The organism is Chryseobacterium sp. X308 (assembly GCF_020733145.1).
GTDB classification, from domain to species: domain Bacteria; phylum Bacteroidota; class Bacteroidia; order Flavobacteriales; family Weeksellaceae; genus Chryseobacterium; species Chryseobacterium cupriresistens.
Genome location: NZ_JAJFZH010000013.1, coordinates 114,786 through 138,283 on the forward strand (window position 1 = coordinate 114,786; position 23,498 = coordinate 138,283).

Annotated in this window: 15 protein-coding genes; 9 read left to right on the plus strand and 6 right to left on the minus strand. The window is 36.5% G+C overall.

The genetic code is table 11. From position 1 onward, the window contains the following. Positions 1-3 precede the first annotated feature (3 nt). From LIV57_RS14890 to argS, 4 genes are all read left to right on the plus strand, one after another. Complete coding sequence (locus tag LIV57_RS14890; protein ID WP_227943275.1) at positions 4-1,431, plus strand: SusD/RagB family nutrient-binding outer membrane lipoprotein; 1,428 nt, start codon at positions 4-6, stop codon at positions 1,429-1,431. Positions 1,432-1,470: 39 nt separating this feature from the next. Next, a complete protein-coding gene (locus LIV57_RS14895; RefSeq protein ID WP_227943276.1) occupies positions 1,471-1,920 on the plus strand; it encodes a lipocalin family protein in 450 nt (149 codons plus the stop codon). Between the two features lie 182 nt (positions 1,921-2,102). Next, positions 2,103-2,252, plus strand: coding sequence for a bacteriocin-like protein (locus LIV57_RS22985; protein WP_330743303.1), 150 nt, complete (start codon positions 2,103-2,105; stop codon positions 2,250-2,252). Positions 2,253-2,407: 155 nt separating this feature from the next. Further along, positions 2,408-4,168 (plus strand): arginine--tRNA ligase, encoded by a 1,761-nt coding sequence (gene argS, locus LIV57_RS14900; RefSeq protein ID WP_227943277.1) that lies wholly within the window; start codon positions 2,408-2,410, stop codon positions 4,166-4,168. 111 nt (positions 4,169-4,279) lie between these two features. Here the strand turns inward: argS and LIV57_RS14905 are convergent, their stop codons facing one another. The 5 genes from LIV57_RS14905 to ccoN form a co-directional block, all read right to left on the minus strand. After that, positions 4,280-5,218 carry a YihY/virulence factor BrkB family protein gene (locus LIV57_RS14905; protein ID WP_227943278.1) on the minus strand — a complete coding sequence of 313 codons (939 nt, stop codon included), beginning with the start codon at positions 5,216-5,218 and terminating at the stop codon, positions 4,280-4,282. Position 5,219: 1 nt separating this feature from the next. Then, positions 5,220-7,547, minus strand: coding sequence for a BamA/TamA family outer membrane protein (locus LIV57_RS14910; protein WP_227943279.1), 2,328 nt, complete (start codon positions 7,545-7,547; stop codon positions 5,220-5,222). Beyond that, positions 7,547-12,574 (minus strand): translocation/assembly module TamB domain-containing protein, encoded by a 5,028-nt coding sequence (locus tag LIV57_RS14915; RefSeq protein WP_227943280.1) that lies wholly within the window; start codon positions 12,572-12,574, stop codon positions 7,547-7,549. The genes LIV57_RS14910 and LIV57_RS14915 overlap by 1 nt, the downstream gene beginning before the upstream one ends. A gap of 290 nt (positions 12,575-12,864) precedes the next feature. Further along, the gene (locus LIV57_RS14920) at positions 12,865-13,752 is read right to left on the minus strand and encodes a cbb3-type cytochrome c oxidase N-terminal domain-containing protein (protein WP_110008128.1); all 888 of its coding nucleotides are present in this window, start codon (positions 13,750-13,752) and stop codon (positions 12,865-12,867) included. A 19-nt stretch (positions 13,753-13,771) separates the two neighbouring features. Next, the gene (ccoN, locus tag LIV57_RS14925; protein WP_227943281.1) at positions 13,772-16,051 is read right to left on the minus strand and encodes a cytochrome-c oxidase, cbb3-type subunit I; all 2,280 of its coding nucleotides are present in this window, start codon (positions 16,049-16,051) and stop codon (positions 13,772-13,774) included. A gap of 183 nt (positions 16,052-16,234) precedes the next feature. Between ccoN and LIV57_RS14930 the strand changes: the two genes are divergently transcribed. The 3 genes from LIV57_RS14930 (at position 16,235) to LIV57_RS14940 (ending at position 19,128) form a co-directional block, all read left to right on the plus strand. Next, complete coding sequence (locus tag LIV57_RS14930; protein WP_202841343.1) at positions 16,235-16,528, plus strand: helix-turn-helix domain-containing protein; 294 nt, start codon at positions 16,235-16,237, stop codon at positions 16,526-16,528. A gap of 282 nt (positions 16,529-16,810) precedes the next feature. After that, complete coding sequence (locus LIV57_RS14935; protein WP_227943282.1) at positions 16,811-18,229, plus strand: amino acid permease; 1,419 nt, start codon at positions 16,811-16,813, stop codon at positions 18,227-18,229. Between the two features lie 266 nt (positions 18,230-18,495). After that, complete coding sequence (locus LIV57_RS14940) at positions 18,496-19,128, plus strand: HdeD family acid-resistance protein (RefSeq protein ID WP_227943283.1); 633 nt, start codon at positions 18,496-18,498, stop codon at positions 19,126-19,128. A gap of 68 nt (positions 19,129-19,196) precedes the next feature. Here LIV57_RS14940 and LIV57_RS14945 read toward each other — a convergent pair whose 3' ends face one another. Next, on the minus strand, positions 19,197-20,621 hold the full coding sequence (locus LIV57_RS14945) for a tetratricopeptide repeat protein (RefSeq protein WP_227943284.1): 1,425 nt from the start codon (positions 20,619-20,621) through the stop codon (positions 19,197-19,199). Positions 20,622-21,205: 584 nt separating this feature from the next. Between LIV57_RS14945 and LIV57_RS14950 the strand changes: the two genes are divergently transcribed. Both LIV57_RS14950 and LIV57_RS14955 read left to right on the plus strand, forming a co-directional pair. After that, positions 21,206-22,501 (plus strand): hypothetical protein, encoded by a 1,296-nt coding sequence (locus LIV57_RS14950; protein ID WP_227943285.1) that lies wholly within the window; start codon positions 21,206-21,208, stop codon positions 22,499-22,501. 210 nt (positions 22,502-22,711) lie between these two features. Then, entirely contained in the window at positions 22,712-23,251 is a 540-nt protein-coding gene (locus tag LIV57_RS14955; RefSeq protein ID WP_227943286.1) for a hypothetical protein, read from the plus strand. Positions 23,252-23,498: the final 247 nt, after the last annotated feature.

The window sequence follows — 23,498 nt, forward strand, 5'->3', positions numbered from 1 at the left end:
ACAATGAAAAATATATTAAAAACTGCCTTATTTGGCATATTTATATCTGCAAGTTTGGTATCATGTCAAAGTGATCTGACTTCTTTGAATGAAGATCCTAAGCATCCATCGATTTTACCTTCAGAAAATTTACTAGCTACGGCATTATTCCAGTCTTCTTATTATATGGACAATCCTAGTGTGAATTTTAATAATTATCGTTTTTTTACTCAGCAATGGGCAGAAGGGCAATATCCTCAGGAAACACAGTATGATTTGGTAACCAGAAATCAGCCTAGAAATCATTTTAACAGGATGTATGTATATAGCATCAATAATATCAGACAGGCAAAAGAAAATCTTAAAGCAGAAGTGGAAACTAATGATGTTCGTACAAACAAATTAGCAACATTAGAAATTGAAGAGATTTTCATTTGGGAAAACTTGGTTAATACTTTTGGTGATGTGCCTTATTCCGAAGCTTTTAAGCCTAATGAGATTCTGACACCAAAATATGATGATGCTAAAAGTATTTATATAGATTTAATTAAAAGAATTGATGCAGTCATTGCTACAGTAAAACCTGCAGCAAAAGGGTATGGTTCTGGTGATTTAGTCTACTCTGGAAATATGAATAAGTGGGTGAAATTTGCCAATTCTGTGAAATTAAGACTGGGAATAAACTTAGCAGATGTTGACCCAACATTGTCAAAAGCAACTGTTGAATCAGCAATTGTAGGAGGTGTAATTTCTTCTGAAGAGGAAGCCTATAAATTTGCCTATGATGGGAATACATTTTCAAATCCTGTTTTCGATAATCTTGTAGCTTCTAACAGAGATGATTTTGTTCCTAGTGAATTAGTTATCAATACTATGAATAGCCTTTCGGATCCAAGAATGGATAAATGGTTTACAAAAGTTGGTGGAGTTTATAAGGGAGGTGTTTTTGGTGAATTAAACGACCCATATAGTGATTTTTCTCATTTAAACGATTATTTCAGATCATCTACAACAGCTTCAAATTTATTAAGTTATGCAGAAGTAGCTTTTCTTAAGGCTGAAGCAGCAGCTAGAGGATATTCAGCAGGTGGCACAGCAGCAGATCTGTATGCTACTGCAGTAACAGCATCTATGAAAGAAAATGGTGTTTCAGATACTAGCATTGCATCATATCTTATTGCTAACCCTTATAATGCAGCTAACTGGAAACAGTCAATCGGAGTTCAGGCATGGATTGCTATGTTCAATAAAGGATTTGCTGCATGGAATTTTACAAGACGTTTAGATTATCCGGCTCTTGTAAATCCGCCAAAATCTAACTTGTCTTCAGTACCATATAGAATGCCTTATTCTGATCAGGAATATGTGTTAAATGGAGCAAATGTTAATGCCGCTGCTAGTAAAATCGGTGGTGACAAGGCGACAACAAAACTATTCTGGGATAAATTTTAATTTTATATATTTAAAATAAATTTGTGAATTAATAATCTAATGCGTTATATAAAATTTTTTATAGGGGTTTTTCTCTTTATGGTTGTTACCTCATGTTCTTCTAGCAATGATGATAATAGTATTATAGAAGACAGTGTCATCACTGGAAATTGGAAACCATATAAATATGAATTTAGAGGAAAGACAATTTTGTTAAATGAGTGTGAGAAAAAGGGCCAAATATCAATCAATACAGATTTTTCAGGTGTTTATGAAAGGTACAATCTTGTTAATTCCGGTAATTGTGGCCTTGCTGAATCTTACAGTGGTAAGTGGAGCTTTGATAATAGTAGCTTAACACTAACTTATAGTGAGGCAGGAACTGTAAAAACATTAAAGAGAACTGTTCAGTCATTTGATGATTTTGAGTTAAGAATTTCAGATAATTCTAAAGATTTAGATGATACACCTGGAAATGATAATGCAATTTTAGTTTTTGTTAAACAATAATCCTTATATAAACCGCCTTCGGGCGGTTTTTTTATTTGTAATTATAACGTAAGGTCAATGATATCGGTTGAATAAATATATAAGATTATTTTTTTTAATTGATTTTTTATTTCATATTTATTTATTATATTGGTCTAATGAGACTTTTACAGCCTTTACAACTAAATTAAAAAAGTATTATTATGAAAAATCTAAAAAAATTATCGAAATCAGAATTAAAAAAAATTGCAGGTGGATGGGTTCCCCAACCAGGACAGAGTTGTCCGGAAGGAACTTGTCAGTATACAGAAAATGGACCTTGTAGAATTTACAATCCGGACAAATGTTATTAATAGCTCTATAGCTTAAAAGCTAAAGGAATAACGTTTATGAATTAATAAAAGAGTTCGGTAATTGTTACCGAACTCTTTCCGTATATTTGTACTTCAAAATTTTGAAATGAAATGCGGGCTATTACATGTGGCCTTTGAAAAATAAGTATGAACAAATGAATATTAAAGATATTATAGAAGAAAAACTTTCAGAGGTTATTTTAAATGTGTATCAGGTAAAAGACATCAAACTGGAAGTTCAGGAAAATAAAACGGAATTTGAGGGCGATTTTACTATTGTCACTTTCCCGTTGGTCAAACAATTGAAGAAAAATCCTGAGAGTATCGGGGTTGAATTAGGTGAAGCGTTAACAGAACAGACGGAACTTTTCGAAAGCTTTAATGTAGTGAAAGGTTTCCTGAATGTTAAAGTGAAAAACCAGCTGTTTGTGGGCAACTTCAGATCTGTAAGCAAGAATTTTTCCACTATAGAAAAGAAAAATGCCACGGTAATGGTAGAATATTCTTCACCGAATACCAATAAACCATTGCATTTAGGGCATATCAGAAATAATTTGTTAGGATTCTCAGTCGCTCAGATTTTAAAAGAGGCCGGATATGATGTGATTAAAACCCAGATCATCAACGACAGAGGTATTCATATCTGTAAATCTATGCTGGCATGGGAGAAATTCGGGAACGGAGCAACTCCTGAAACAACCGATACCAAAGGAGATAAATTTGTTGGAAACTATTATGTAGAATTTGACAAAAATTATAAAAAAGAAATTGCAGAGCTTGTAGAACAAGGGGTAGGAGAAGAGCAGGCTAAAAAAGATGCTCCGGTAATGAAGGAAGCTCAGAAAATGCTGTTGGATTGGGAAAATGGAGATGAAACTGTAAGAGCGCTTTGGGCGGAAATGAATTCATGGGTTTATAAAGGATTCAATGAAACCTATAAAAGATTAGGCGTTGACTTTGACCAGGTTCAGTATGAAAGCAATACCTATATTTTAGGAAAAGATCTTATTCAGGCAGGGTTGGATAAAGGCGTTTTGTATCAGAAAGAAGACGGTTCTGTTTGGTGTGACCTTACCGATGAAGGTCTTGATCAGAAGCTGTTACTTCGTTCAGACGGTACTTCAGTCTATATGACTCAGGATCTTGGAACGGCAGTTGAGCGTTTTAAGCAAAATAACATTCAGAAACTGATCTATACTGTAGGAAACGAACAGGATTATCACTTCCAGGTTTTATTCAAAATCCTGAAAAAACTAGGATATGAATGGGCAGATCAGTTATTCCACCTCTCTTACGGGATGGTAGAGCTTCCCGAAGGTAAAATGAAATCCCGTGAAGGAACCGTAGTGGATGCAGATGACCTGATGCAGGAAATGTATGAAACAGCAAAATCCAAGGCTCAGGAATTAGGGAAATTAGAAACCCTTTCAGATGAAGAGAAAGAAGCATCGTATGAAACAGTAGGATTGGGAGCGTTGAAATATTTCATGCTTAAAGTAGATCCTAAGAAAAAGATGCTATTTAATCCTGCAGAAAGTATTGATTTCAATGGAAATACAGGGCCGTTTATTCAATATACCTATGCGCGTATTCAGTCATTATTGTCTAAAGCAGGTACTTTTCAGACAGAAACAGCGGATATTGAATTAAATCAGTCTGAAAAAGAATTGATCATGCAGTTGACCAATTTTAAAACTGTAGTCGCTAAATCAGCGGAAACTTTAAGCCCGGCTTTAGTGGCCAACTATGTATACGATCTTGTGAAAGCATACAACTCTTTCTATCAGAACAACCCGATTCTGAATCAGGAAGATGAAAACGTAAAACAATTCCGTTTGAATATTTCAGATCTCACAGCAAAGACGATCAAAAAATCGTTAGAGTTACTGGGAATCGGAACCGTAAACAGAATGTAAAATAAAAATCCTCCTGAAACTTCAGGAGGATTTTTTATATCAATTAATTGGTTCTCATACTAACCAATTCGAATCGTGCATCACAAAATCCCGAACCTCGAATCCCGCATTTTATGTCTTATCAGACTCGCCATGCATCTGTTTCAAACTATCCGCATACAGCTTGGCAGGAGTCCATCGTGCATGTTTGGAAAGTGTAACTTTATAGCCTTTTTTATATGTATAGACTTTAGTGAATTCTGCGCCGAAGAATATCAGCATACAGGAATAATTGATCCACATCATAATCAGAATGACTGTTCCTGCAGCGCCAAAGGCTGAAGTAGGTTTTACCTGGTTAAAATAAAGACTTAATAAAAACTTTCCTAGGGTAAATAAAACAGTCGTCAGAAATGCTCCTTTCCATACCGGTTTCCAGCTGACTAAAACATCGGGCAGTACTTTAAACATCAAAGCAAATAACAGCATCACAAGACCAAAGCCGACGGCGAAGTTGACAAACTCTACCAGCATATACGTTTCAAAACCAAAATATTGGGTGATAATCGTATTAAAAAGGCTGATCAGAGAAGATAAGATCATGGTGATCATCAGAAGAAATCCTAAAATTAGGATCATTCCTAGAGAATTCGCCCTGTCCAGTAAAAATTTGACTAATGCCTTTTTGGGAGCAGCTTCTACTTCCCAAAGTGTATTTAATGAATGCTGAAGCTGAAAGAAAAGTGTCGTAGAACCGAAAACCAATGATCCGACCCCTACTGCCTTCATAAAAATATTTTTTTTGTCAATCAAAGCACCAGCGAGCATACCTTCAATACTTTTCGCTACATCCGGGCCCATTATACCACTGATCTGTGTGCTGATCTGCCCGCGAATGGCTTCTTCCCCAAAGAAATTTCCAAGTACCCAGATAATAATGATCAATAATCCCGGGATAGAAAAGATGGCATAATACGCAAGACTTGCTGAATCTTTTGATGCGGAAGAATTGTTCCATTCTGTAAAGGTGTCTTTCAGAACTTCCCAGAAAAATTTGGCAGTTTTAATCATATTAAAATGGATATCCGATGGCAATATTTAAAACAAGATTATCTTTTCTCCAGCTTGAGTCTCCGAAGTTAATTTTATCGAAGGCCCATCTGTCTCCTTTCTGATAATAAGGAACTCTCAGTGGCATGGCAAGATCCAATCTTAAAATCAGGATAGAAAAATCCAGTCTCAGACCTACTCCGGCACCCACCGCAATTTCATTTAAAAAATCTTTTGAAAACTTAGCCCCGGGTCTGTTTTCATCATCATGTAGCAGCCAGATATTTCCGGCATCTACAAAAACGGCAGCATTTAAGAACTTATAAAGATTGGCACGGTACTCTGCATTTAATTCCAGTTTAATATCTCCGGACTGGTCAAAATAAGCACCCGGTTCTATCGTTCTCGGGTCAAAACTACCCGGACCTAATGTTCTCGCACGGAATGCTCTGATACTGTTACTTCCTCCTGAGAAAAACTGTTTGGAGAAAGGAACAAATTCTGAATTTCCGTAAGGATAGGCGATTCCTCCGATAAATCTCGTAGCCAGTGAAGACTTTTCACTGAACTTATGATAGAATCTGAAATCGTTTTCAATCTTTACATATTGGCTGAAAGGAATACCAAATATTTTCTTTTCCTTATCTTTTTTTACATCAGCTCCTGTTACCAACCCTGTAATATTTCCTGCCAGATCCAGCGTTCCTTTATAATAAACGGTATTGGTCTTTGGCAGCATGGTATTGGTATAGGTGTAAGAATAGGTAGGTCCAAAAATAAGCTGCTTTGCTACAACTCTTGCCAACGCTGGATTTGCATCAGCTTTAATTTGATATTCTTCCGTAACATTGGCCGGGGATACCAAAGTAATATCAATCACTTTCAGATCATGTTCTTTCCTCGCATTTTCTTTCCATACATATCCGAATGATCCGGTGAAATTATTAAGAGTATAATATTGTGTTCTGTTCTGGAATTCATATCCCAATGTGATATTCGTTCTTGGAACAAATTCACTGGAAGAATGAAAACGGAATGGTGCTACAATTCTCGGAATCGAAAGCTGTACATTTGTTCCTGCACGGAAAATATTATTGGCATTCTGGGCACCTCCCATCTGGAAATCAAAAGCTCCGTAGATGGCTGCTTTAAACTGTTCTGCACCTCTGAAGAAATTTCTGTGGGTCCAGTTCAGGTTTAGCTCACTACCCGCATAGTTGGCGGAATTGGTTCTTCCCAAAGCTTCCAGACGGAGCGATTGTACCTGTCTTGGAGTCAACAAATAATACGCATCAAATTTATGGCTTAAAGAATCAGATACAATAAACTCGTTCTTTACAAATTTGAATACTCCCAGACTGATCAATCGGTTCAGGGTAAGATTGTGGTTGGAACGGTTGTAAAGATCTCCTTTTTTGAAATATAAGGCTCTGTCAAAAATCTTCGGTTTGAATTTATGCTGCGGATCAATGACATAAATATCGTCAAAACGATATTTGGAAAGAGAATCTTTATCCATCGGGATGCTGTATTTACCATCTTTTACATCCTGAATATTGTAATTGGGAAATACAATAACATTATCAATACTGAACTGCTGTGTTGCCAAATCAGGAGTGTTATCCTTCAGTTTTACATTAAGCTCAACTTTATGATTCTTACTCACCGTACTGTCGGCCTGCACGATAATATTATCAGGATGGAAATAATAAAAACCTCTTTCCTTTAACCTGTTGTCAATTCTTTCTCTTTCTGCTTTGATGACATCCAGATCAAACGGTTTTCCGTTTTTAAGAAGAGTTTTATCCGTAAGGTTTTGAATTTCCTGATTAACCAGTGTAGAATCTTTCTGGAATTTTACACCGTCTATCAGATATCTTGAGCCAGGTCTTACTGTATAAATAACCTGAGCTTTTTTATTCTTTGAAACCGTATCATAAGTTGCTCTGGCATTAAAATATCCTTTGTTTTCAGAATAATTTTCAATGATATCTTTATTGAACTCACGATCTACATCTCCCAATAATACTGGTTTTTCACCCACTTTATACTTAAGCCAGTAATTAAAACCTTTGTCTTTTTTAGGCTCCTTGGCTATGTTATAGAAATACAGCTTTGGGCGCAATCCCAGAAATGTAGAATTAGGCTTTGGGGTGAGGTTTGCTTCCAGTGCAGACTCAAGATCTTTTTTTTCTTTCTTGGAAATCGTATCATTTTCAATCTTTACTTTGGCTCCCGTATAGAGCATCTGGCCTTCTTTCAAAAACCTGGTGTTGCTGCACGAGATTACCGTGGATGCCATTCCGGAAACCAACAGATACTTACAATATATATGGAACTTACTATTCATTATTTAAATTCTACCACTTGGTTATTTTGATTTTTTTTCGGCTTCTTCTCTTTAGATTTCTGGAAAATCTCCCGGAATTTGTCATAATCCAATGTAATAATGAATCCAACTCCGGTTTCTATGATCTGTCCCTGAAGAGCTACCTGATATTCATCCTTACGATACGCCCGGAGCATATATCTTCCATCTTTGGAAAGACTGTAATCTACAGAAACGTTACCGGCAATATTGGTCATATTTTCATTCTGGCGGGCCTGGCCTTCCAGTCCGAAATTACTTCCTACCGTTACTTTCAGTCGGTCGTTCAACAGTTTTTTACTGATATCGACGTTAAGATCAGTTCGGGTATTTTTTTCTCCGGTGGAATAATCTTCTGAAGAATCAAGACCAAAATTAAGATCTACTCCTTTAATCAGCCCTGCTGCAAGATTATTCAGCTGCTGGGAAAGGATTTTACTCACACTCTGCCTTGCCATGGTCTCTGCAGACATTCCGGCACCGCTTTCAAATGGATTTTCTCCGATGAAACGGTTCAGAAGCAATAATGCAAATACCTGTTTGTTCAGCTCAGACTCCTGCGTTCTGATCTGGGCCAGCTTCTGATCTACAACATCTTTTACATTCGTAGATACAGAATTGTTTTTCTCATCTGTAGTAATATCGAAAGTAAGCTGAGGTTTCAATAATTCTCCTTTCATTTTTAACAAGGCATTAAAAGGAACCCTCTGCTTAAACTGATTCATCGTTGAGGCACTCTCTCCACTGATCTGCTGCTCCACAAGGTCAATAGGCGGAGCTTCTGTTTTATAGACGGCGGTAATATCCATTTGAGCCATAGTAGGTTCACCTGTCCATGTAATGGTACTGCCTTTCTGGATGTCAAATTTACGCTTCAGGAAACTTACCGAAAGATCATAGCTTCCTTTTTCCACTTCATATACACCTACCAATGTGGTTTTTCCTGACGGATCTATTCCTCCGGTTAATTCTGCTTCACCCTGAAGCTGTACAAAATCACCATTGGCTTTATCAATGATCAATGATAGTTTTGCCTCTTTGCTGACTTCAATATTAACACTTACATCCATTCCTTTGATACGGCTCTGTGCATTAAGAGAATCGGCTTTGATCGTTTTGTTTAAAACCACCTGATCTTGATCCACAAATTCTACAATACCATCTCTCTCCTGCAGAGAAGGGCTGGATTGAGGCAGAACAAAAGTGAAATCGGTGTTGTCTGCCACGCTCAACCTTCCGTCTACCTTTGGAAGATCGAGGTTTCCGCGGATATGAAGTCCGGCATCAATGGCCAGAATACCATACATGATCGCATCATTGGATTTCTCCGAATTAACTACTTTAAAATCTTTTGCATTTACCTTAAGGTTAAAAGCAAAATCCCTATAGGTTTGCGTAAGAACCTGCCCATCCACTACAAGGGCATTTCCGTCTTTATCTTTGATTTTAAATTGATCAAATTCTATTCCCTGACTGGTAAAGTCTATTTCATCACTCAGATGTCTGAAATCACTTCCCGTTTTGGCAATTTCCAATCCGGCATCATTGAATTTTACTTTTCCTAAAATATTAGGTTTGTCACTCGTTCCGGTAATCTTTAAGTTTCCTGAAAGATAACCTTCCGTATTGGTAATGGCATTCATGGAGAATCCCTGAATACTCTTCATCTGAAGCTGATTAATCGCCATATTCAGGTCGAAAGTACTGGAAGAGGTATTGTAATCTCCAAGGATTTTTACGTCATTGTTATTTCCGGAAAGGGCAATATCTGCATTTAAAACTTTCGGTGAAGCATTGTTTACTTTTACAGCAAGGTTTCCGACAGGACTTCCATAGACAATCAGGTCGGAAATATTCAGATCGGAAGTGAAGGTCATATTTTTAGTAACATCCCGAAGCTGCGCCGTACCATTGATCGTTCCTCTTGCCAGAACTGTATCTTTTTTGATAAGTTCCGTAATGGTTTCAATCTTGAAATCTTTCAGTGAAATGTTCAAAGGGCTGCCTGGGCTGCTGCTTTCAGATTGAACAGCGATTTCACTGCTGCTATTGGAAAGAATGAAATTATCCGCCAGAATTCCTTTGTTGCTGATCTGAATTTTATTGTTTTCTGCAACATTCCAATCCGTATAATTGAGCTTAAGTCCGTTCGGATTAAGAGATATTTCAGTAATATCATTCAACGATTTTGCATTTCCTGCAATCAGGAACTGAGTGGCATCTTTCTCGTCTTTTGTAGTAACGTTGTACCGGATGGTATTGTCCGCAACATCTCCGTCAATATTGATTTTGTTTAAAGAAAAGCTTGAGCTTTTTAAAGCCGCTACATTCAGGCTGTATTGTAATGCCTGATTTTCATTCGTTACCTTTAAAGCCCCTTTTTCAATGGTATTTTCACCATATAATAACCTTGGAATTTGCCCATCAATTTCAATTTTCTGAGAATCTGCATCATAATTCCCGACAAGATTAATGGTTTCAAAATCTTTCAGATCCGGAACAAATTTTCTGATCAGATCGTCATTTTTAATCTTTGCAGTAAAGTTAAAATGCTGGCCCGGATCAATTTTCTGTTTGTTATCCGGTTTCTGGAACTGATAATACTGATTGACCGTTTGCTTTAAAGCACCAAAAATCTGGGTAAGCTTGTATTTTCCTTTCATCTCCACATCTGCCACCTGAGAGTTGAAAACAATTTGTGTGGAATCCTGTGTAGAGGAAGCTTTCAGATTAACTTCCTGTACAGGATACACTTCTTTGGTATCCGAGAATGCAAAATCTTTAAGGTTGAGATATCCATTCAGATTGTTCGGATCTAAACTAGTAAAATCTCCATCAATTTTTCCGGCAATGATCATCGGCTTTTCATAGAAACCAAGTTTGTTGACATCCAGTTTGATGACTTCTCCATTCACTTTTACCGTAGGATTTTTTTCATCATAAACTCCGGAAGCGGTCAGCTGCAAACTGGCATTCGGGTCTTTTGAATCTAAAATAACATGATAAGCTCCTTTATTGATCTTTCCGGTAAGGTTCATGTTTTGGTAACGATATCCTTTGTAGACTGCGGAAGCAACGTGACCTTTTAAGTCGGCACTGGCATTTTTGAAATCAAAACTTTCTCCTTTGGCGGCAATTTGTGCCGTAACCGGACCAATATCTTTATTCTGAATGATTTTCCCAACCTGTATTCCCTGCAGATTAGCCTTTACATTGTATAATTCATGATTTTTTCTGCGCATGTCTACCTGTGCGATGATGGCAGCGTTCCCCAAAGTAGAGTAGAGGTTAAGATCTGTATTCACCACTTTCGTTGTTCCTTTTGCATTTCCTTTGATGCTGAAATGGGAAGGAAGTGAAATATTGGAAGGAATTGTATTTTTAGGGACAAGATTGAATATTGTTTGGGCATTGGATGAAAATTCCCCGATTCTCAGATCATAATACAACTGATCCGGATTCATTGCATTTTTGATTTTTCCGGAGGCCATTACTCTCAGTTGATCCAAACCTGAAACTTTCAGATCCTGAATTAAAAGATCGTTAACGCTTCCTTTTACATTGGCGTTTACATTCAGGATAGCATTCGGATATTTATTGAACGGAACCGTATTTCTCAATGTCGGAACCAGATTCAGAATATCGGAAAACCCTATTTTTGAATCTTTGATATTGGCCGAAATCTTTACAGCACCTAAGTTTGAGCTTAGCTGATCGATAGAATTATAGTTTAAAACAACCTCATCACGCAGTATTGTTTTTGGAGTCTGCAGATAAAGATCTTTAAGATAAGCCTCCTTTTCAGCATACACAAAATCGGTATTGAACTTTTGAATATCCAGCCCTCTGCCTTCTTTGATTTCTGCAGAGTTTACGGTTCCGGCAAAAGTATTGTTCTCCATTTTGAAGCTTCTCACCTCCACGTTCATCTTTGAAAAATTAAGGTGGTTAAAGTCCATTCCCTGTTTAGTTGGAGCAATGGCAGTATTATTATAATTGACCTTTACATCGTTCAAAACAAGTTTTCCTAAGAGGAGTTTCATGGCTTTATCCTGATCGGAAACTTTTGAAACTTCAGGTTCTTTGGTCTTTTTCGGGTTGGCATTCTGAGCGGGAAGATAAAGGTTGGCATTAATGTCTGCTCCCGAAAGAAATACATTCGCTACGTTGAAAGCGTTGTTTTCAAGATCCAGTTTATTAACCTTTGTACTCAGCTCTGTGAAGATAACTTTTGCGAATGTCTTTGTATTTTCATCGCCGTAATCAATGTCGAAATGAGTAAGCTTGATTCCTCTTAAGCCAATATTCATAGGCTTTTTTTCATTAAGAGAATCTACTTTTTTCTCCACCTTGTTGGCAACTTCTTCTACAAGTCCCTGCTTTAACTTTAATTTTAATCCGTCGAGATTGATATCATTAACAGCATAGTTGTTTTTGTTAAGATCAAAAGTTTTAACTCTGGTATCGAATGACTTAAAATAAAGCTGGATATCATTCTTCGATTGCTGGTCGTTAAATGTTACCCCAACATCTTTTAAATTGATTTTATCAAGGGAAATAATAAAAGGCTTGGAAGGGCTTTCTTCCTTATCACTGGAAGCAAAAGCATCTATAATATAATCAAAATTGAATTTGCCGTCCGGTTTCCTTACCACATTGGCACGTGCTCCTTCCATTTCAACAGAAGTAATATCTGCCGTAGAATTAAGAAGCTTCAGCATATGTAAACCTACATCCAGTTTCTTCACTGCCAGCAGAGTATCTACGTCCTGTCCTTTGAGATAAAGGTTCTCCATGACAAGGCTGTTCGGGAATCCTATATAGACTCTTTCCAGGCTTACGGGAGTTTTGATTTTTTTCTCAAGATAAACAATGAGTTTGTCTTTGATGAAATTTTGAACGGCTGGAAGCCTTAAGCTTAGTATCAACAGGGTAAGAAGAACCAATATTGAAATAAAGGTTATTACAATACGCCTTAAGAGTTTTGTGGTGTTGATTTTCAGTTTCAAATGCGATGAGGTTTCTAACAAAGATAACAATACTATTTTATTTGGTCTTTGTTGTGGTACCCTTTGCGAATGCAAAAATCCTGCCTTGGCTGTCTTATTATGGAATTTTTAGTTTGTAGTTGTCAAGTGAATAGTTGAGTAAGACGAGTCAAGGCAGGGATTATTATGTTTAAAAAACGCCCCCTTTTATCATTTTTTAATGTTGAAAAGGTTAGTTAGCAAAAATGAAATTCAAATGTTAGTAGTTGTGAAGGGGGCGTGGCATGGTTTATTGATAGATAATAATAATTTTAGTTGTTTCCGTTCTCCCATTTCACTTCTTCTCCCTGAGGAGCTGCACCACCTTGTGCTGTTGTGATAGGAGCGGTTTCCTGATTGATGTGGTAAATATAAGCGGCAATTTTCTCTGCATCTCTTCCGGTAATGGTTCCTTCTTTAATGAAAGGTCTCATGGTAGGATTGTTCGGAGAGCCGTTTTCAAGCATCCAGAATACATTTTTAAATAAGCTTTTTTCTTTAATATTGATCCAGTGGGTATCGGTAAGGTTCGGACCTATACCTCCTTTTCCTCCGTCTCCGTGGCAGGTCACACAATTTGTTTTAAAAAGTTCCTGTCCTTCGGCAATATTATCAGCACTGTATTTTGCAGATTCCAGATTGATCTGAGGCGCCGTTTTCTCGTACTCTTCTATGGAAGCCAGCATGGTTTTTGTTTCCTTCGTATATTCTGCATCCGGATGGGCATAATCTGTAAAAGAGAAGGCTACCAGATATACGGCACAGAAAATACATCCGAACCAGAATAAGCCAATCCACCATTTCGGCAGGGAGTTGTCAAGCTCTGTAATTCCATCAAAACCGTGGTCGATAAGAATATCTTTTTCTTCTGTAGCGCTTTGTTTTTTGAACGCAGAGTTCCATAATTTCTGGTAATAAGGAATCTTTTTTTCTTCCAGATATTGTTTTTTTTCTTCCTCGGATAATCTGTTGAAACTTTCATTTTCTACCAGGTCACCAATCGAATTCATGATCAGCAGCAGGATAATGGCAATTAGTATCAGCGCCCAGAAAAAAGGAGAAGAAAAATATCCTGAATCTCCGGCGAACATTTCAAAGGCCATGATCGTTAAACCTATCGTTGTTGCGATATATATTGAAATGGGGGTTCTCGTTTTCATTGCAGTTTAATTTTAAATGTTACTCTACGCTTGCGGTTTGTACCTGTGTTGTTTTGATGTCTGTACCTAATCTCTGCAGGTAAGCAATCATGGCTACAATTTCTCTTTGTTCAAGTGGTACATAGGTTGATCCTTTTGCTGTTTTTTCTTTGGTCATCTGATCTTTTACATCCGTTGCTTCAGAATAAATTCTCTGTACAATTGCTTTGGACTGGTTGTCCGCCCATTGGCTGGCAGAATCTATCTGGGCTTTTGTATAAGGAACATCGAAGACATTTTTCATCAGTTTCATTTTATCCACCATTTGTGTTCTGTCCAGTTTATTACTGATTAACCATGGGAAACGTGGCATAATGGAACCGGCAGAAGTAATTCTTGGGTTGTACATGTGTTTGAAGTGCCATGAATCCGGGTTTCTTCCTCCTTCTCTGTGAAGATCCGGTCCTGTTCTTTTAGATCCCCATAGGAATGGTCTGTCATATACGAATTCTCCTGCTTTGGAGTACTGTCCGTTTTTCCCTTCAAATCTTACGACTTCATCACGGAAAGGTCTGATCATTTGTGAGTGGCATGAGTTACATCCTTCACGGATATATAAGTCTCTACCTTCCAGTTCCAGTGGCGTGTATGGTTTTACAGCAGTAATTGTCGGAACACTTTGCTTCAGTGACAGTGTAGGAACAATCTCCACCAATCCACCAATTGCTACTGTAATGAAAGCTAATACAGAAAGAAGAGTAGGCGTTCTTTCCAGCCAAAGGTGGAAGCCTTCACCTTCTTTTCTTGAACTTCCGATATTGGCTAAGGCAGGAGCTTCTGCAGGCACTTCTTTCTGGAATGAACCGGCTTTGATTGTTTTAATAACATTGACAACCATCAGGATAGCCCCTGAAAGATAGAATAGTCCTCCTAAGAATCTCATTTTATAGTAAGGAATGACAGCTGTTACAGTATCCAGCCAGTTTTTCCATAATAAAGTTCCGTCCGGGTTGAACTGTTTCCACATCAATCCTTGTGTAAATCCGGAAATATACATTGGAACTGCATAGAAGATGATTCCTAAAGTTCCCAGCCAGAAGTGCCAGTTAGCCAGTTTTTTAGACCAAAGAGATGTTCTCCACATAATTGGAACCAGGTAATAAACAATTCCGAATGCCATAAAACCATTCCATCCGAGTGCACCAATGTGTACGTGTCCGATAACCCAGTCTGTATAGTGACCAATTTTATTTAATGATTTTGTAGCGAGTAAAGGTCCTTCGAAAGTAGCCATACCATAACATGTAACCGCTACTACAAAGAATTTAAGAATCGGATTTTCTCTTACCTTATCCCAGGCTCCTCTTAACGTAAGAAGGCCATTCAGCATTCCTCCCCATGACGGAGCAATAAGCATAATAGAGAACCCTGTTCCTACCGCCTGAGCCCATGCCGGTAAAGCTGTATATTGCAGGTGGTGAGGCCCGGCCCAAAGATATACGAAGATCAGCGACCAGAAGTGAATAATGGATAGTTTGTATGAGAATACCGGTCGCTGAGCTGCTTTTGGCATAAAATAATACATAAGACCTAATACAGGGGTGGTTAATACGAATGCAACTGCATTGTGCCCATACCACCATTGTACTAATGCATCTTTTACACCTGCATATACAGAATAAGATTTCCAGCTTGTGAAAGATAACGGAACTTCCAGGTTATTGAAAATGTGAAGCATTGCTACAGCAAGCCAGGTTGCCATATAGAACCAGATGGCTACGTACAAATGTCTTACTCTTCTTTTGGCAATAGTTCCGAACATATTGATTCCGAAAATGATCCATGAGAATGCAATTAAGATATCGATGGGCCATTCATGTTCGGCATATTCTTTAGAAGTATTGATTCCCATAAGGAATGTAATAACCACACTGACGATCATCAGCTGCCATGACCAGAAGTGAATCCATGAAAGGGTGTCACTGTACATTCTGGTTTTAAGAAGCCTCTGCATACTGTAATAAGCACCGCAGAAAAAGGAATTACATACAAAAGCAAAAATTACAGCACTGGTATGAAGCATTCTGATCCTTCCGAAGCCCATGGCTCCCTGTGTATTGATCAGCCCCTGAATATTACCTGAAGCCAAGCTTTTAATAGTTGTATCATCCGTACCGAATAAAAATTCAGGCAATTCAGGATAAAAAAGCATCAATGCAGCTGTAAGCCCCAGCAGAAATCCTACAAGTCCGAATGCGATAGTCGCATAGAGGAATGCTCTGACAATATTATTGTCATAATTAAATTTTTGCGTCTCCATAAATTCCAATAGTGTTTACCGAAGTGATATTTTCTCTGAAAAAGGCGTATTTTTAAACCTTTTCTATGTTGAAAATAAATATCATGTAACGTGTGTAATGTTTTGCCAAAGGTATTTATTAACTTTGTTAGAGGCTAATAGATAATCTTCTAAAATATACCGAAAACTACTAAAACAAAAACGATGAAAGTATGTGGACAAAATATCAGGAAAATACGTAGGAGCAAAGATCTTACGCAGGAATACATGGCCTTTGAAATGGGCATTTCCCAAAAGGCATATTCCGATATTGAGAATTCCAAGGTGAAGATCAACCTGGAAATACTGACTAAAATATCTGATATTTTAGAAATCAAGCCATCTGACATCTGCAGTATTTCGCATAAGTGCGGAAACGATGAATATGAAGATAAATACCAAAGTCTGTTGGAATACATGAAAAAGAATAATATTTCCGTTCCGAAAGAATTTTTATAAACCTTAATTGCTTAGATAATTTTTTAAGAATGATCTCTTTTCAAAAAATAGAAAGAGATCATTTTTTTTGATCTGAATGAGATGTTAAAATATTAATGTTGACGGGCTAAAATAGAATCTTAACTACAATCGTTAAAACTATTTTTGTAACTGTATTCCGAACTTTATCTAGAATGATGTAAAAAGAAAATATACGGATGAGGCCGAATTCTCAATTTACCCCTGAGAATGTGAATTTCTCTGAAAAGTTTTTATATATTTAGCGACCGAATAATTCATTTAATGAGCAACGAAAATAAAACAGGACAAAACGAGACTTTAGTTAGAGGATTAACAAACCGACACATACAATTAATTGCCCTTGGAGGAGCCATCGGAACAGGGTTATTTCTGGGAATCGGACCGGCAGCAGTACTGGCTGGGCCGTCTGTAATTTTAGGCTATGCTTTAGCAGGTATTATTGCCTTTTTTATTATGCGTCAGCTGGGTGAAATGGTCGTTCAGGAGCCCGTTTCGGGAAGTTTTAGCTACTTTGCCTACAAATATTGGGGGAATTTTCCGGGATTTGCTTCCGGATGGAACTACTGGATTCTCTATATTCTGGTGAGTATGGCAGAACTTACGGCAATCGGACATTACATCCATTTTTGGTGGCCGGAAATACCACTCTGGGTTTCCAGTTTATTCTTCTTTGTGGTCATCAATGCGCTTAATCTGGCATCCGTAAAAGTTTATGGAGAAACAGAATTCTGGTTTTCCATTATCAAAGTAGTGGCTATTATTGCGATGATTGTTTTCGGAGTTTATCTTTTAATAAGCGGTACAGGAGGAGAAAAAGCGACGATTACCAATCTGTGGAATGACGGAGGCTTTTTTCCCAAAGGATTATTTAACAAAACAGAAAACGGATATTCAGGACTATTTGCAGCCATGGCAATGATCATGTTCTCATTCGGAGGACTTGAGCTTATCGGAATTACGGCGGCAGAGGCTAAAAATCCGGAGAAAACGATTCCACAGGCAACCAATCAGGTGATCTACAGAATCCTTATTTTCTATGTAGGAGCGTTGGTTATTTTATTTTCTTTAAGTCCCTGGAGAGATATTACAGAAGGATCCAGCCCGTTTGTAATGGTATTTCAAAATCTGAATGGTCTCGAATTCAGCCTTTTTGGGAAAGTGATTCAGTTCAATACATTAATAGCGAATGTTCTTAACCTGATTGTTTTAACAGCTGCTCTGTCAGTGTACAACAGCAGCGTTTACAGCAACAGCAGAATGCTTTTCGGATTGGCTCAGCAGGGAAATGCTCCGAAATTCCTGAAAAAGCTGAACAAAAACTCAGTTCCTACCAATGCGATCATTATATCTTCATGCTTCGCAGGAATCTGTATTATAATCAATAAACTGGTACCGGAGAAAGCCTTTGAATATCTGATGGCTTTAGTTGTATCTACACTGATCATCAACTGGCTGATGATATGCTATACCCATTTAAAATTCAAAAAATCAATAAATGCCGAAGGAATACATTCAAAATTCCCATCTATATTTTATCCGGTTTCCAACTATATCTGTATTGCATTTTTAATTCTGATTTTAGGGTTAATGAGTATTACAGGTATGGAAATTCAGGTAATTCTGATCCCGATATGGATTGGCTTTTTGTTCGTAATGTACAAATTGTACAAACCGAATTAAAAAATAAACACATTTAAACATGTTTTTGGAAAGGTGAAAATTAAAGGATTTTCACCTTTTTTGTTTCTGAAAAAATTTATAGAGATACTTCAAGTAAAGGAGAAATACAACATTCATTGAGTGAGTACTTCGTATTTCCGCTTATTTTTCGTATATTAGTAAGAGGTTATATTTCAAATTCAGGTGAGAATTATAATCTGTTTTAAATACCTGCGGAGAAGCCGAAAACCGTTACAAAAAAGTAGGCATGACCAAAAAAGACACTTATGGCCAATTTATTTCAAACTTTTACCAATACCGTAAAGCACTGGTACATCCCGTTAATCTTCGGAATTCTTTTCCTTATCTGTGGTTTTTATGTATTTAGTGTGCCGCTGGCAACGTATGTTACACTCTCCATTTTTTTCAGTGTTTCGTTCTTATTTTCAGGAATCACAGAAATATTTTTTTCTTTACAAAACAGTAAATCCCTGCAGGGCTGGGGCTGGTTTCTAGTGAGTGGATTATTAACCACTGCAATAGGAATTTATCTTATCGCAAATCCTCAGATTTCTATGGCAGTACTTCCTTTTGTCATCGGATTTACTTTGCTGTTCCGTTCATTTCAATTACTGGGTTTTGCATTTGATCTGAAAAGCATGAGGATAATGAGCTGGGGGAATGTTGCTCTTGCCAGTGTGGGAGGCATTATATTTTCCCTGTTGCTGATTTTCAATCCGGTATTTACAGGAATTTCATTAGTTACCCTTACCAGTGTTTCTTTTATTTTCATGGGAATAGCTTCCATTATGCTGGCTTTAGACTTAAGAAAAGTCAAAAAAATTCCAGGGAAAGTAAGCCAGGAATTAAGGGATAGAATCAAATCGATACAGGAAGAAATTGATGAGCTTAAAAAATAGCATATATTTACATGATAAGCAAAAAAAGACCTCGAATAGAGGCCTTTTTTGAATCAAGCAAAAATATCTTAAAGCTCCAGAATCCACTTCTGAAGTTCAATATTTGAGGGTAGCTTCAGTTTTTTCTTAAGTCTGTATCTTTTTGTTTCTATTCCCCGCAAACTAATGTTTTCATATTGGCAGATTTCTTTATTCGTAAGATTTAATCTGATATAAGCACTGAATTTTATATCATGTTCTGTAAGTTCGGGGGTATGGGTAATTAATTTTTCATAGAATTCAGGATACACTTCTTTAAAACGCATCAGAAACAAGGGACTTCTGTTCTCCATCAGCTGGATAATTTCATCAAATGAATCATTTACTTTCGATTTAAGAACATCCGTTTCAAGAATCTTCTTTTCAATAATTTTATCTTTTTTAAGTTCTTTTTGAATATAGATTTTTCGGATAAAATAGAATACTATTAAAAATATAACGATAATAACCAGCGCTATTGCATAAAATGTTTTTCTTTCTTTTTCCTTCTCCTCATGCTTTAATTCAATGAGTTTATTAACAGCAAGATTGATAGCTTCTTTTTCATTTTTGTTGATGTCATCATTAAGAACAGTATATTTTCTCAGATATTCATTGGATTTATCAATTTCATTTAAAGACTTATAAACGCTCGAAAGCGTATCATAAACCGTCAGCAGGGAGGTTGGAGTATTTTCCGTTTTTTGAAATATATCGAGTGATTTCAGATAATATTGAAGTGCTTTTTCTTTATCTCCTTTCACATTAAAGAGATCTCCATAGCTGAACCAGGCCGTTGCTTTTTCAATATCAGATGCATTTCCTGAAAGGGCGATAGCTTTATTCATATAATATTCAGCAGAATCCAAATGATTTTTTTTAGCAATAAATTGATCTGCTGTTCTGGTATAAGAAATTATAGTAGGCTTTACACCCATTATTTTCTTTTTTAGGACCTGTAAAGAGTCAAGGTTTTTATCCTTTGGTAAGTTTTGCTGTTTCCACGAATAGTTGTAGGCCTCAGCAAATTCTCTCTGTTTAAGATCAGGAATTTTCTTTATAAAAGATTTTGCTTGGTCAAAGGCTGCATTGGATTGCTCGTAAAGCCCAAGACTTGTATAGGTTCTTCCGTATTCATTATACAAATTGGCCTTTAGAAAAGGATCATTACTATGAAACAATTCTTTCTTAGCCTTGTCAAGATACTGCAGACTTTCCTTGTTTCTGCCAAGTCCGTTTAATAGACTTCCTATATTGGTATAGGCCATAATTATACCTTTAGTATTATTATTTTCTTCATACTTTTTAAGAGCACTAATATTAAACTGCAAAGCTCCTTTGGCATCTAATTTCTTTCTGTATTCTAATGTGGTTTTTATGGGTTCGGGCTGGAAAGAAAAGTCTTGAGCATCAAAAAATGCAGAGAAAGAAAAGAAAATCAGGTATAATGTTTTAATTCTAAAATTGGGGAACATATTTTTTAAAATTATTAAAACAAAAATAACTTTTTTATGAATATGTTTTAAAAAATTAAGCAATAACAAAAATTTTTACCTGAAATATTCATAAAAGATACACTTCAAAAATACTCCATTGAATATATAAAATGTTGTTTTTTAATTCATTGAGTTGTGAAGTATTTTTGAAGTAATAATCAGGGTACATAATATTGATACATTTACTACGAAAATTTTTTTCATTCTTAAGTGTTTGTGTTTTGGGCGGGGATAGTAATGTCCCTGCCTTTTAAGGATAAAGCCATTGAAGTTACAGAGCTTTATAATTTCCTTCTTTATCTCTGAATTTTGTTCATGAAGAGCTAATAATTCACTTTTTTTACTTGCTTCAAAGTTACTTCATGTTGATTGTAATTTATTGTTTTTAAGTTGGTTGTGTTTTGACGTGTCTTTGATGTAGAATTTTTTTTATTTGCAGGCAGTAAGTTTGCATCATCTAATTCGAACGTTGGAAAATTTCAGACCGGTCATATTTTTCAGTACGATTCTAAATACACACAAGAAAAAAAAATTTAACATCAAACCTTTTAAAACGTAAACAAATGAAAAAAATAATCATTTCATCAGGAATGCTTTTCTCAAATTTATTTTTCTCTCAGGTAGGGATAAATACTCCAAATCCTCAAGGCTCTTTTCATGTGGATGGTGCCAAAGATAATGTTTCAACAGGAGTTCCAACTACAGCTCAACAGGCTAATGATTTTACAGTGCTCAGTAACGGAAATGTCGGAGTAGGAACAGTAAATCCTACAAATAAGGTTGATATCCGCTCTACAACCAATGGAGCTCTAAAAATTGTCGATGGAACACAGGGAAATGCCAAAGTTTTAACATCAGACGCGAATGGTGTTGCAACATGGAAGGACCTTCCTGCAAATACTAATATTTACAATTCAAACGGAACACTTACAGGATCCCGTACAGTAGCTCAGGGAACCAGTTCTTTAGCCTTTACAAGTACTGCTACCGCAGGAACCAATCACTTTTCAGTGGATGGAAGTACATTTTCGGTAGATGCAGTTACCAACAGAGTGGGTATAGGAACAACAACTCCTAAGAATATGTTGGATTTGGGAAGCGGTAACGGAAAAAAACTGGCATTATGGAACAGTGCCGCAGGAGATGATTTTTATGGATTGGGAAATGCTGCCAATGTATTACAGTTGTTTGCAGGAGCTCCGGCTGCAGGAGACCCGTTAATGACTTTGAACAAAAATGGCAGAGTAGGTATAGGTACAACGGCGCCCACAAATGTATTGGATGTACGTTCCTCAACGAATGGTGCATTAAAAATTGTAGATGGTACACAAGGGGCCAATAAGATATTAACTTCTGATGCCAATGGCGTGGCAACATGGCAGAGAGCCGCGTCAAATGTTGCTGTAGGAACATTGGGTGGAGGATATGATGTCCCATTTTCCCAATTTTCTGATTTTAGATATACTGGTTCTTCCATTACTTTACCTCCGGGAAGGTGGATGGTTACCATTTCATTATTATTAATACCGCAGGGAACAATTACAGCAAGTGACTGGATGTTTGTAAGAAGTACTTTTTCAGATGCAAATCTTACAACCATTGGACAAACCGGCACTCAGTCAGCAGATGTCATAAGACCTACTTTAATGAGTTTTCAATTGGAAGGACCATTTAATGGTGGACAAAAATATAGTGTTGCTACGGGTACAGTACAAATTAATAATACATCCGGGACAACCAAAACGTATAGATATATTGTAGGGAATACTCAGGCTAGTGGTACTGTGACAGGGGCCGGATTGGGTAAAGTGGGAGGAGTATGGTCTGAAAATGCGATTTATGCTGTTGCAGTAAATTAATATAAAAATTAATATAAAAGGATATCAGGTTCAGGATATTTTATATTTATCAGATGGTATAAAGTGCAATTAATGCCTTAAACTACTTTTTTTCAAGGTGTTTTGGGAAAAAGTAGTTTTTATTGTTTTACTATTTTTCCTGACAGATACAAAGAATATATCCCGTGTACAAAACAGAGTATTAGAAATATTAACAATAAGAGCTTTAGAGTGAAAAGAAACACTGGATTGTCAGAAATAATACTTTGCGTTAATACCATTGCAATGTTTGTATTTTCAGTCCCTTTGGTGGCAGCAATATTTTTTAATGCCAGCGATTTTTTGCTTTGTATTTCGATTTTTTTAATCCTTATTGAAATTGAATTTCTTATTCTCGGCTTCATTCCGATCTGGAAACTGTTGGTTCTTTCAAAGAGAAATATCACGAATCAGCAGATTAAACTCTCTAGTTTTTTAATCTCTCTTCCTTTTATTCTTATAGGAATATATGTGACAGGATGTTCTGCATCAAATTTTTACCAGGAAATAGGTGCAGTGTTCAAGGATTATAGGGCTGGAATCTTTACCTATCAGGAAGAATTCCCGGTTTGGATGACGTACAACAAAGATACTAACCCTGCAGAATTTACAGCCGAAATTATTTTGAGGTGTTTTATCACAGGTTTATGGGGACTATTATTAGAATTTGGAATATTGATTATAACGGTACCCTCTGTTTTTATAATAAGACCCGATTTTCGAAAAAATTAAAGCAATATACTATGGACTTCCAAAAATATAAGATACTACATGTTGAGATCTGGAGTTGCTATAGCTTAGGTCTATTCTAAAATTACAATTATTATGTTGTGAATATTATTTATATCGCAAGTTGTTTATATTAATTTAATATTATAATTGCTTAAAAAGTGTAAATTTGGTTTTAATATATGTTTATTTGAATGAAAAGCATAAATAAATGTATTGAATAACATACTCAAATTACACTATTTTAAAT

Bases quoted from the DNA above. Each gene is read 5' to 3' on its own strand.
- LIV57_RS14890 (WP_227943275.1), top strand. From the start codon at position 4: ATGAAAAATATATTAAAAACTGCCTTATTTGGCATATTTATATCTGCA.
- LIV57_RS22985 (WP_330743303.1), top strand. From the start codon at position 2,103: ATGAAAAATCTAAAAAAATTATCGAAATCAGAATTAAAAAAAATTGCA.
- LIV57_RS14950 (WP_227943285.1), top strand. From the start codon at position 21,206: ATGAAAAAAATAATCATTTCATCAGGAATGCTTTTCTCAAATTTATTT.
- LIV57_RS14930 (WP_202841343.1), top strand. From the start codon at position 16,235: ATGAAAGTATGTGGACAAAATATCAGGAAAATACGTAGGAGCAAAGAT.
- argS (WP_227943277.1), top strand. From the start codon at position 2,408: ATGAATATTAAAGATATTATAGAAGAAAAACTTTCAGAGGTTATTTTA.
- LIV57_RS14920 (WP_110008128.1), bottom strand. From the start codon at position 13,752: ATGAAAACGAGAACCCCCATTTCAATATATATCGCAACAACGATAGGT.
- LIV57_RS14945 (WP_227943284.1), bottom strand. From the start codon at position 20,621: ATGTTCCCCAATTTTAGAATTAAAACATTATACCTGATTTTCTTTTCT.
- LIV57_RS14905 (WP_227943278.1), bottom strand. From the start codon at position 5,218: ATGATTAAAACTGCCAAATTTTTCTGGGAAGTTCTGAAAGACACCTTT.
- LIV57_RS14935 (WP_227943282.1), top strand. From the start codon at position 16,811: ATGAGCAACGAAAATAAAACAGGACAAAACGAGACTTTAGTTAGAGGA.
- LIV57_RS14910 (WP_227943279.1), bottom strand. From the start codon at position 7,547: ATGAATAGTAAGTTCCATATATATTGTAAGTATCTGTTGGTTTCCGGA.
- ccoN (WP_227943281.1), bottom strand. From the start codon at position 16,051: ATGGAGACGCAAAAATTTAATTATGACAATAATATTGTCAGAGCATTC.
- LIV57_RS14940 (WP_227943283.1), top strand. From the start codon at position 18,496: ATGGCCAATTTATTTCAAACTTTTACCAATACCGTAAAGCACTGGTAC.
- LIV57_RS14895 (WP_227943276.1), top strand. From the start codon at position 1,471: ATGCGTTATATAAAATTTTTTATAGGGGTTTTTCTCTTTATGGTTGTT.